The following is a 9169-nucleotide window of genomic DNA, read 5'->3' as shown; positions in this document are numbered from 1 at the left end:
ATCAGGCCCCCGAGGCGGATGCGAGGCGTTCCGCGAGGCGCCGCTCAACCTCGGCTTCAAAGGCCGCTTCACGGGCAGCTTGGCGGGCCGCGTCATCCGCCGCCCATTTCGCCCGCATCAGGCGGGAGGCGCTGGCGTCAACCTCGTCCTGCACCCGCCAAGCGCCCACCTTCGCGTCCATGAAGGCGGGCCGGAGCTTCCACATGAGGCGCATCCAGAGGCGTCGAACGCGCCAGCTATTTTCACCGAAGGCAGCGCGATACAGCATCGCGGGCACCAGCGCGGCAAGCAGCACGGGGACGCCAAGGACACACCAAGGCCAATGACCGATGCGCTGGAGAGCCTCGGGAACGAGAATGTAGGCGCCGCTGCCACGCTCCGGCATCACCATTTGGAAGCGACACCCCAGCGCGCGAAGCTCCACCCATCCCTTTCGAACACACCGGAAGGCGGGCGCATCGTCATCCCCCCGGCGCATATGCGCGCTCCCGAGGACCGGTAGGGTGACGAAGATGCCCTCGCCCCAGAACCACAAGCGCGGTGCCGTCTCGTCGAGGTAGGCTTCACGCTCCTCCTGCGATGGCGGGTTAGGCATCCCACCGCCCATCTTGCGCGCCTCAGCCGCGACAAGGTGAGCCACGTCTTGGTAGAGGTCGGCGTGGCGCGGGGGCGGCAGGATGAAAGCCGGGGTATAGTCAGGCGCAAGCTCAGTCATGGTGAAGATGCCCTTAACGAAAACGTGAGGGCACCTGAGTAGGGGGCCAAGACTCCTCACGTCCAACAAGTTTTCTGAGTCGATCCGGCCGATGGATTCACGGAGGTGATGGATATTGACCAGCGCGCAAGGCCCTCAGCGTCGCCCGCAAAGCATGCGCAGGACGCTCTCACCGGCCTCTGTGAGCGTGTAGCCCTCCGTTCGTCCATCCCGGTGCGGCACGGATCGAATGAGGTGCAGCCCTGCAATCTTCCCGTCACCAGCGCGAAGGCATTGCAGGTGCCGCGACAAGGACGATTTGGGCGATGATGTCTTCGGTAGAAGTTCCGCGAGAGATTTGCCTGAGTGCTCAGTGACAAGAAGCAAGGCTGTTACCAGTTGAAGCGGCATCACGTCGAAGCACAGCGACATACGGATGCAGAACTCAAGAAGCTCTCGTGTCGATTTCGGTGTTGGTTCCTGTCCCATTTCCGCCCTCCATGAGCCATGGATAGAGAGCTATTCGCCAGCCGGTCAATGCCCGTTACACACGCGTGTTGGCACGACCTCGGGCACAAGTGTCACGATTTGTGCCCGCGACGGCGACTAAGCGTTTGACGCGCTTCGATCCGGGGCGGGATAATTTATCCCGTGTTTCGCTCTCGGGTGCGACAGCCTGCCGCAGTTAATCCACGCTGCGCTACAATGCCCCTCACGATCCACCTTCAGGAGCCCTTGCCGTGCAATTCGTGCTGACCGCTTACGACCACCCGAACGCCCTCCCGGTGCGTCTGGAGGCCCGCCCTCTCCATCTCGATTATCTGCGTTCCATCACCGCGCATCTCGTCTTCGCAGGGCCGATGCTGGACACGGAGGGCAAGCCGCTGGGGTCCATCATCGTCTATGAAGCGGAAGACCGCGCGGCAGCGGAGAAGCTCGTGACAGAGGACCCGTACAGCAAGGCGGGGCTGTTCGAACGGGTGGAACTGAGCGGGTTCAGGACGGTGGTGAAAGATGGCGTTGTGGCGGGCTGAAGGGCAATCGTCAGTTCCCCCCGACGCCACGCCGTGAACACCCGAATGACCTCCGCGCGGGCCTGCTTGGCTTTCTCGGTGCGGGACAGGAGGCAGACGAGAAGGGCCTGCTCTTCGTTGAGGTAGTAGGCGGTTCCGGGGCGGCCTCCACGAGGGCCGGAGGTTTTCTCGCGGCGCGAGATAACCCCGAAAGCCGCCAGCTCGGCCATGTTCGGCTTGATGACGTGGGTTCGAATGTTCTCCGGCTTTGCCATCCCGAGGTTCACCGCAAGGTCCGTGTCGAGGATGCGGGGTTCCTCCAGCGCCTTCGGCGCCTGTTATCGATGGTCGCGAGGGTGAGGGCATGACCTCCTCCCGCTCCTCAGGTAAGGACCTTCCTTCCATCTATAAGAGGCATAAGCACCGCGCCACGGTGCCCTATCGGCACCCCGAAGGACATAGCCGCCGGTCTTTCGGATGGTCGGGAGGACCTCCTTCGTCACCCAATCCAGCCGCGCCAGCGGCGCTTGGAACGCCCGAGCCTGCGGCTTGTCGGAACGCATGATGAGCTTGTAGAGGCCACTCTCGGAGATGAGGACAACGTGGCCCCCGAAGCGTTTCCCCGTCCACCCCTCAATCCGATTTAGGGGTTCGCGGCGAACCTCATCCGGGCCGAGAATACGGACCGCCATCGCCGAGTTTGGCTCTCCGCCGCTCATATAGACGCCAATAGCTCGGCACACGTCAGCCGCAATGAACCAGGGGTTCCTCTCCAGCGGCACCACGCGGATGCGATAGGTGGTCGTGGCGTTGCCGGAGCGGGTGGTGAAGTCGACGGTGTGGACCGCCTTCCGCGCCTTGTACTCGTTGCCCCACGCAATGGCGGCCTCTCCGGGGTCTGTGAAGTCCGGCAGAAGCGGCGCGGCGGGGGCGCGAAGCTGCGCCTCCATGCGGTTGAATTCTTCGATGTAGCGGACCTTGAAGGCGAGTGCGGTTTTCCCGGTGAAGCCCATCGCGAGGAGCGTGAAGCCGTCGCGGGTCATGTCGAAGAGGCGAACTTCCTTGCGCGCCTTGTCGTGGTACTCGGAGCGTTCAACGAACAGGCCATCCAAATTTGGAGAGCCTGCCGTAGCCCATATCAGGGCATCGATGTCCCGGAGAACGTGAGCGTGCTGCTTCCCGAAGAACGCCGCAACGTCCCGGCTGGAGGCGTAGACGGTGCCGTTCCGGTTGTACACGGTGGGGGTGGTGGTCAGGGCAACGGCGCTAGACAAGAAAGCGCATGTTCCTATCGGTCAGGCGCACTCCGTCGAGATAAGTCGGTTCTGGCGGGAAACGCCCAACATGCCTAAGCGCTCCTCGCGCGGCACCAAGAGCTAGGCCACCGACGCCAGCCACCGTGATAGAAACCGCTACATCGGCGGCAACTCCGTTCGGCATGTTAGCAGCGCCTTTCAAGAACGTGCCGACCACGCTTTCCGCTGCTGCCTCGACAATCAGCCCAACAAATTTCATCATTGCAACACCCCCGCAGATGCGCGGCCAATACACCCCATGTTCGTTGAAGGATTTAGGCGAAAGTTAGCCCTCTAACACCCCGCCCACGTGCCGCTGAAAGGCCACCGCATCGGCCCTGTTAGCAAAGCATATCAGCACCTCCCGCACACCATTCCTGCGCCTGCTCACGGGCCTTTCCCGATGGGAACGGTAGAAGCTCGCGCCCCGCATATGGTGGCTTGTCACGTCCGCCTCAGGGAACACAACGCGGTACGGATGCCCCCTGAGGATGGCGCAAGGGGCAATCTCACCCTTCCTGCGGCTGCTCATGGCGATTGATCCACCGCGACGGGCGGCCTCTCAGATACCCCCAAGACGCGCCTCTACGGGCCTCGTCCACTCGCCGCTGCAACACAGCCTGCCCAAGCAAAAGGGCGCGTATGGTCGCCCTAGCGTCCCCTGCGCACGTCTCTAGCGCCTCGTCTATGGCCTCCTCGGGGACCGTGAAGTCGTCGTCTTCGGTGGATGATTCGGGGGCCTCAGGCGGGGCGGAAGGCTGGACGTGGGCATTCGCGGGCATGGGCGGCTTTCTTCGTTCGTCATCGAAACACGAGAACGAAGAGAGAACAAGCGAGAACCCCGATCCTTCCCCTGCTACGCTGCCGGGGATGCAGCGAGGGAACTGGAGCCATGTGCGGACGCTACAGCCAGGAATATACGTGGGCAGAGGTACACGCCTTCAGCCAGCCGCTCACGCTCTCAGGACCCGCCTCGAACCTCCAGCCGCATTACAACATCGCGCCGACCGAAATGGCCGGGGTACTGGTTCCCCAAGCGGACGGCTCCCTGCGCTATGAGCGGATGCGCTGGCAGCTTGTGCCGCGCTGGTGGAAGAGGAGCCTCAAGGAGGTTCCCGCCACGTTCAACGCGCGAGCCGAGGAGGTGGCGGGCAAGCCGATGTTCCGGGACGCCTTTCGCTCCCGCCGCTGCATCATCCCGGCCTCGGGCTTCTTCGAATGGAGCGGGCCGAAAGGGGATAGACAGCCTTGGTACATCACCGCCGCATCGGGCGAACTGCTCGGCTTCGCGGGCCTCTATGACCGATGGAGGAACCCCGAGACGGGCGAGGAGGTGCCAAGCTGCACCATCATCGTCACCACTGCGAACAGCTTCATGGGGCAGATACACGACCGTATGCCGGTCATCCTCGACAAGGCGGACTGGCAGGCGTGGCTTGAGGAGCCACGCGAGGATTTGCTGAAGCCGGCCCCGGAGGGACTGTTGCGGCGCTGGAGGGTGACGCAGGCGATGAACAGCAGCCGCTACAAGGAGGCGGATGCGATTGAGCCGGTGGAGGGGGCGGACAGGGCGGCTATCGGGGCTTGATTTTGGTCCAGTGTTTTGGTCCAGTACGACCGTCCGGCGACCTGATGAAATCCAGCAATATCAACGGTTTTCGAGCCTTCATCGAAAATCGAGTCCTCTCGACCGCACCATCTTCTGACGAGCAGAACGTACGGCGGCCCTCGGGTCGCCGTTGTCGTTTTGGGCTCCGGCATTCCCGTTTTCCCGTCTGCTGCGCTTGCGTTTCACCCTCGGGAGCCTGCGCCTCTCGCAAGGCCGCCGCAGGCGAACTGGTCGCAAGGCCTGTCGCAGGCGAACTGGCGGGCGAGCGCCGCGGCTTTGCCCCCTGTGCACGCCGGATGAACGGGATGGACGCGGGCCGGCCCGATACGGCCCTCCGCGTGGCCGGAGCCGCCCGAGCGGCCGCTGGCGGCGTTCCGGGTCTCGGGCTGCCTCTGCGGCTCGGGCTGCCTCCGCGGGATGATCACACAGCCACCGCTCGGCCGTCGCTTGCGCCGCTCGGCCGTCGCGCGGTCACCGCTCGGCCAATGGCGAGGGATGCTACGGCTTCGCCGCCGTGGTCACTCCGGCCGGCACCACGTGCACGACCCGGTAGCCCTTCGCCTTGAGTTCGGCGAGGAAGGCAGGAACCATCCGCGCGGTCTGCTCGCGGGTGTCGTGCAGCAGGATGATGCCGCGCCGCTGGTGGTCGAGCCGTTCCATCAGCAGTTTCAGCTGCTGGTCCGGTGTCATCGGGTTCCAGTCGCTCGCCCACAGATCGGCGCCGAACGTATCGATGCCACGATCGCCGAGATATTTCAGCAGTTCGGGCGAGGAGCCGAATCCGGGAAAGCGGAAGAAGGGCGAGCGCGGGTGCGGGCCGGCACTGCCATAGGCCGCCTTGTCGACGCTGACGAAGCCCTTTTCGATATCCGCCACCGCCTTGTCGAACGGCAGGTCCGCCAGCGTCATCGGGTGGGTCTGGCTATGATAGGCGACCGTGTGGCCCTCGGCGACCAGGCGCCGGGCGAGATCGGGATGGGCGGTGGCATTGCGCCCGATCAGGAAAAAGGTGGCGCGCACGCATTCCTTCGCCAGCGCCCTGAGCACCGCCGGCGTGGTGCCGGGATGCGGGCCGTCATCAAAGGTCAGCACCACCTCGCCATCGGCGAGGTCGAGCGTCTGGGGAAAGTGCTTGGTGCCGAGCTGGAGGCCGGCGGCGGGCACCTCCATCACGCGGGAGGTGCCGAGCGCGCCCTCGCAGGGCGCGGCGGCGCGGGCGGGAAGCGCGAGAAGGCCGAACGCTGCCAGCGTGGCGAGCGCGTGCCTGAGAAGGCCGGGCATGTCGACTCCGGATCGAAACCGAGGAAACGGTTGCCTAGAAGCGAATGGATGGAAAACGCGTGACCCGATCCAACGGAACCGCCATCGGATCGGCGCGTGCTCCAGCTGTTCTGTCCCGGCATTGCGCGGGCGGGGCGACAGCCCGCGCGCAGCGAAATGCCCGGCGCGCGGAGCCATGGATCGCCTTCTGGGCGTTTGGATGGCCGACCGGGTGGGATCGTGACAGCGAACGTGGCAGCGAAACGCGAATCCGTCCCAAGCGCTGCGCGCCACGCACAGCAAGGAGGCCATTCGGGGTGCAGCTTGGCGCCCGCGCGTTCGACCGGACAAGCCTAGTAGGCGTTGGGATGAACCGCGACGCGGATCGTCATGAACAGGATCTTGATGTCCAGCCAGAGCGACCAGCCGTTGATATATTCGAGGTCGGCCGCCACGCGCTGTTCGATGTCGGCCCGGCTGTGGGTCGCCCCGCGCAGGCCCCTCACCTGCGCGAGGCCGGTGACACCGGGCTTCATCGAATGGCGGCTCCAATAGTCCGGCACCAGTTCCCAGAACAGCGCCCCTTCCGCCCGCGAGCCCAGCGCATGCGGGCGCGGGCCGACGAGGCTCATGTCGCCGATCAGCACATTCAGCAGTTGCGGCAGTTCGTCGATGCTGGTGCGACGCAGGATGGCGCCGATGCGGGTGATGCGGGCGTCGCCACGCGAGGCGGAGACCGCCCCGGCGGTATCGACCGTGTCGATGCGCATGGTGCGCAGCTTGAAGCAGCGATAGGTGCGGTTGTTGCGCCCCACCCGCTCCTGAATGAAGAAGACCGGACCGGGGGAATCGAGCTTCACCAGCAGCGCCGCCACGGCGATGATCGGCCCGGCGATCAGCATCAGCCCGCCTGTCACCAGCAGATCAAACAGACGCTTGGCCGCCCGCTCCACCATGTTGAGCGGGCCGCGCGAAATGACCAGCGTGGGATGGCTCTCCCAGTGCGACAGGGCTAGCGGCTGCACGTCGCCCAGATCGGCGACGATCTCGGCATCGAGGCCGCTGAGGCGCATGGCCTCGCTCCATTTCAGCCGCTCCTGCGAATCGGAGAAGGACAGCACCACGCGATCGGCATCGCGCACGGCTCGGCTCAACGTGTCGAAGAAACGGGGATCGGCCAGCGCCGGCACCAAACCCGCCTGCCGTACATCGATCAGCGTGGTGGCGCGGTTGCCGGAACGGCGTCCGAGGCCGACACCGTCGGTGAGAACGATGAAGCGCGGCTCCACGACGGTGCGGAACACACGTCGTATCACAGCAGATCCCACGGCGCGGAACAGCACCAGCAGTGTGGCGGCGAGCAACAGCGAGTAGCCGGTCTCCAGGCGCGAGGTCATCTCGGAGACCTTCAGCGCGAACATGGCGGCGAAGCTGATGCCGGAAGCGATGAGCAGCGCGGAGACTGCCGCCGTCACCGAGCGGCCGAGCGAGCGCAGCGTCCTCAGCCAGTAGCCGTGCAGCACGAGAGCGGCGAGGAGATAGGTCGGCGCGAGCAGAACGAAAGTCTGGGTCCAGTTGCCCCCCAGAAGATCGCCGGTCTTCAGATAGGCACCCAGCCCGCTGGCGGCAACGATGGCGGCCATGTCGACGACGACAGCGCCGCCGACCAGGCCGAGGCGCACGAGATTGCGATGACGCCACAGGAGGCTCTGCCCCTTGCCGACGCCCCCCTGTGCCGCGTGAGACATCCGCCTCGCCACTCCGACAAAGGCTCCCATCTCGGTCATCGGCAACTGCCCCTCACTATCCAGACACCGCAACCAGGTTGCACTGCGGCATAGAAGGTTGCAGCGCCTTTTTCCAGCCACCCAGAGATTGTTCGAATACAGAACTAATTTGTTCTGAGCTCGTCGTCACTGGTTATCGAGTATAGGTCACCATCAACGCCTTATGCGGGGTTAAGCCAATATGAATGCGCTGCGCTCAAGTTTATTTTCGCGCGCATGTTGCTGCAATGCATCGCGCCGTCGATGCGGCGCGTGCATATAACGCAAAGTCAACTTTCCGGCGCGTCCACAATCGGATCGTATTGGCCTGCATCAAAGCCCAGCACGTTCCAGCTTTGCTGCATGTGCGGTGGCAAGGGAGCCGAGACGTCTATCAGCTTATCCGCGCGCGGATGAGGGATGACCAGCCTACGCGCCAGAAGATGCAGCCGGTTTTGGAGCCCCCCCGGCAGCGGCCAGTTCTCGACGTTGAAATACTTGGGATCCCCGACAATGGGATGACCGATATGGGCGGCGTGGGCGCGCAACTGGTGTGTGCGGCCGGTGACGGGCTTCAGCGACAGCCATGCCAGCTTCTGCGCCGCATGATCGACCACGGCATAGTAGGAAATGGCATGGCTCGCCTCGTCGTCGCCATGGCGGGCAATCCGCATGCGCTCGGCCGCCTCGTCCTTGGCGAGGTAGGTCGAGATGCGCCCCTGCGCCGGGCGCGGCACGCCGGGCACCAGGGCCCAGTAGACCTTGCGCGCCGAGCGCGAACGGAACGTCTTGGCCAATGTCGACGCCGAGAGCCGATTCTTGGCGATCAGCAGGATGCCGGACGTATCCTTGTCGATGCGGTGCACGAGACGCGGCTTCTGGCCATCATCGGCGCGCAGCGCTTCCAGCATGCCGTCGACATGGCGATAGGTGCCCGAGCCGCCCTGCACGGCAAGCCCATAGGGCTTGTTCAGCACCAGCACGTCGCGGTCCTCGAACAGCGTCATGGCCCGGAGGGCGGCGGCATCCTTGTCATCGGCGCTGGCGCGCTTCACCGCCGGCGCGGCGAGGTGGTCCGCGCGCGCGCGCGTCACCGGGCGAGAGGCGGGTGAGCGGCGAACCTCGTCATCGGACGTCTCGTCATCAAACGCCATATCTTCCGGAATGTCGTCTTCCGATGCCGGCTCATCAGGCGCCGTGTCGTCCGGCGAGGCCTCACGCGGCGCCCGCCCGCGTGGCACGGTCTCGCCGCGTGCGCGGCGCTCCTCCGCCTCCAGATAATCGGCGGTCGAGAGCTGCGGCTTCTCCTCGAGCGGTGGGACGCGTACGCTCTGGCCGGCAGCCAGCCGCGTGTTGGTCTTCACCCGGCCGCCATCCACGCGCACCTGCCCGCTGCGCAGCAGCTTCTGCAGGTGCCCGAAGGACAGGTCAGGGAAATGCGTCTTGAACCAGCGGTCGAGCCGCATGCCCTCCTCGTCCGAATCGACGCGATGGATTTCAACAGCCATGGGTCGGGTACTCCTCACGCCTGC

8 protein-coding genes are annotated in these 9169 nt (G+C 65.0%); 2 read left to right on the top strand and 6 right to left on the bottom strand.

Features of this window, described 5'->3' with window-relative positions:
• Window position 1: 1 nt before the first annotated feature.
• Window positions 2-715, bottom strand: coding sequence for a hypothetical protein (locus QOZ99_RS07515; RefSeq protein ID WP_306889359.1), 714 nt, complete (start codon window positions 713-715; stop codon window positions 2-4).
• Window positions 716-1434: 719 nt separating this feature from the next.
• On the opposite strand from QOZ99_RS07515, the gene QOZ99_RS07510 reads away from it, so the two are divergent.
• Complete coding sequence (locus QOZ99_RS07510) at window positions 1435-1728, top strand: YciI family protein (RefSeq protein WP_306889358.1); 294 nt, start codon at window positions 1435-1437, stop codon at window positions 1726-1728.
• A 317-nt stretch (window positions 1729-2045) separates the two neighbouring features.
• Here the strand turns inward: QOZ99_RS07510 and QOZ99_RS07505 are convergent, their stop codons facing one another.
• Window positions 2046-2981 (bottom strand): Rha family transcriptional regulator, encoded by a 936-nt coding sequence (locus QOZ99_RS07505; RefSeq protein WP_306889357.1) that lies wholly within the window; start codon window positions 2979-2981, stop codon window positions 2046-2048.
• Window positions 2974-3225, bottom strand: a complete 252-nt coding sequence (locus QOZ99_RS07500; RefSeq protein ID WP_306889356.1) for a hypothetical protein — start codon at window positions 3223-3225, stop codon at window positions 2974-2976. Before QOZ99_RS07500 ends, QOZ99_RS07505 begins: the two co-directional genes overlap by 8 nt.
• A gap of 669 nt (window positions 3226-3894) precedes the next feature.
• On the opposite strand from QOZ99_RS07500, the gene QOZ99_RS07495 reads away from it, so the two are divergent.
• Window positions 3895-4590, top strand: a complete 696-nt coding sequence (locus QOZ99_RS07495; RefSeq protein ID WP_306889355.1) for an SOS response-associated peptidase — start codon at window positions 3895-3897, stop codon at window positions 4588-4590.
• A 519-nt stretch (window positions 4591-5109) separates the two neighbouring features.
• Here QOZ99_RS07495 and QOZ99_RS07490 read toward each other — a convergent pair.
• The 3 genes from QOZ99_RS07490 to QOZ99_RS07480 form a co-directional block, all read right to left on the bottom strand.
• Entirely contained in the window at window positions 5110-5892 is a 783-nt protein-coding gene (locus tag QOZ99_RS07490; protein ID WP_306889354.1) for a polysaccharide deacetylase family protein, read from the bottom strand.
• A gap of 332 nt (window positions 5893-6224) precedes the next feature.
• Complete coding sequence (locus QOZ99_RS07485) at window positions 6225-7619, bottom strand: exopolysaccharide biosynthesis polyprenyl glycosylphosphotransferase (protein WP_306889353.1); 1395 nt, start codon at window positions 7617-7619, stop codon at window positions 6225-6227.
• 308 nt (window positions 7620-7927) lie between these two features.
• On the bottom strand, window positions 7928-9145 hold the full coding sequence (locus QOZ99_RS07480) for an RluA family pseudouridine synthase (RefSeq protein ID WP_306889352.1): 1218 nt from the start codon (window positions 9143-9145) through the stop codon (window positions 7928-7930).
• Window positions 9146-9169: the final 24 nt, after the last annotated feature.

It is taken from the genome of Ancylobacter amanitiformis, from assembly GCF_030814815.1.
GTDB lineage: Bacteria > Pseudomonadota > Alphaproteobacteria > Rhizobiales > Xanthobacteraceae > Ancylobacter > Ancylobacter amanitiformis.
This window is presented reverse-complemented; position numbering and strand designations above follow the sequence as displayed.

What these genes read in the sequence shown, in the direction of transcription:
- QOZ99_RS07500 (WP_306889356.1), bottom strand. Translation starts at nt 3,225, where the DNA reads ATGATGAAATTTGTTGGGCTGATTGTCGAGGCAGCAGCGGAAAGCGTG.
- QOZ99_RS07515 (WP_306889359.1), bottom strand. Translation starts at nt 715, where the DNA reads ATGACTGAGCTTGCGCCTGACTATACCCCGGCTTTCATCCTGCCGCCC.
- QOZ99_RS07480 (WP_306889352.1), bottom strand. Translation starts at nt 9,145, where the DNA reads ATGGCTGTTGAAATCCATCGCGTCGATTCGGACGAGGAGGGCATGCGG.
- QOZ99_RS07495 (WP_306889355.1), top strand. Translation starts at nt 3,895, where the DNA reads ATGTGCGGACGCTACAGCCAGGAATATACGTGGGCAGAGGTACACGCC.
- QOZ99_RS07490 (WP_306889354.1), bottom strand. Translation starts at nt 5,892, where the DNA reads ATGCCCGGCCTTCTCAGGCACGCGCTCGCCACGCTGGCAGCGTTCGGC.
- QOZ99_RS07485 (WP_306889353.1), bottom strand. Translation starts at nt 7,619, where the DNA reads ATGTCTCACGCGGCACAGGGGGGCGTCGGCAAGGGGCAGAGCCTCCTG.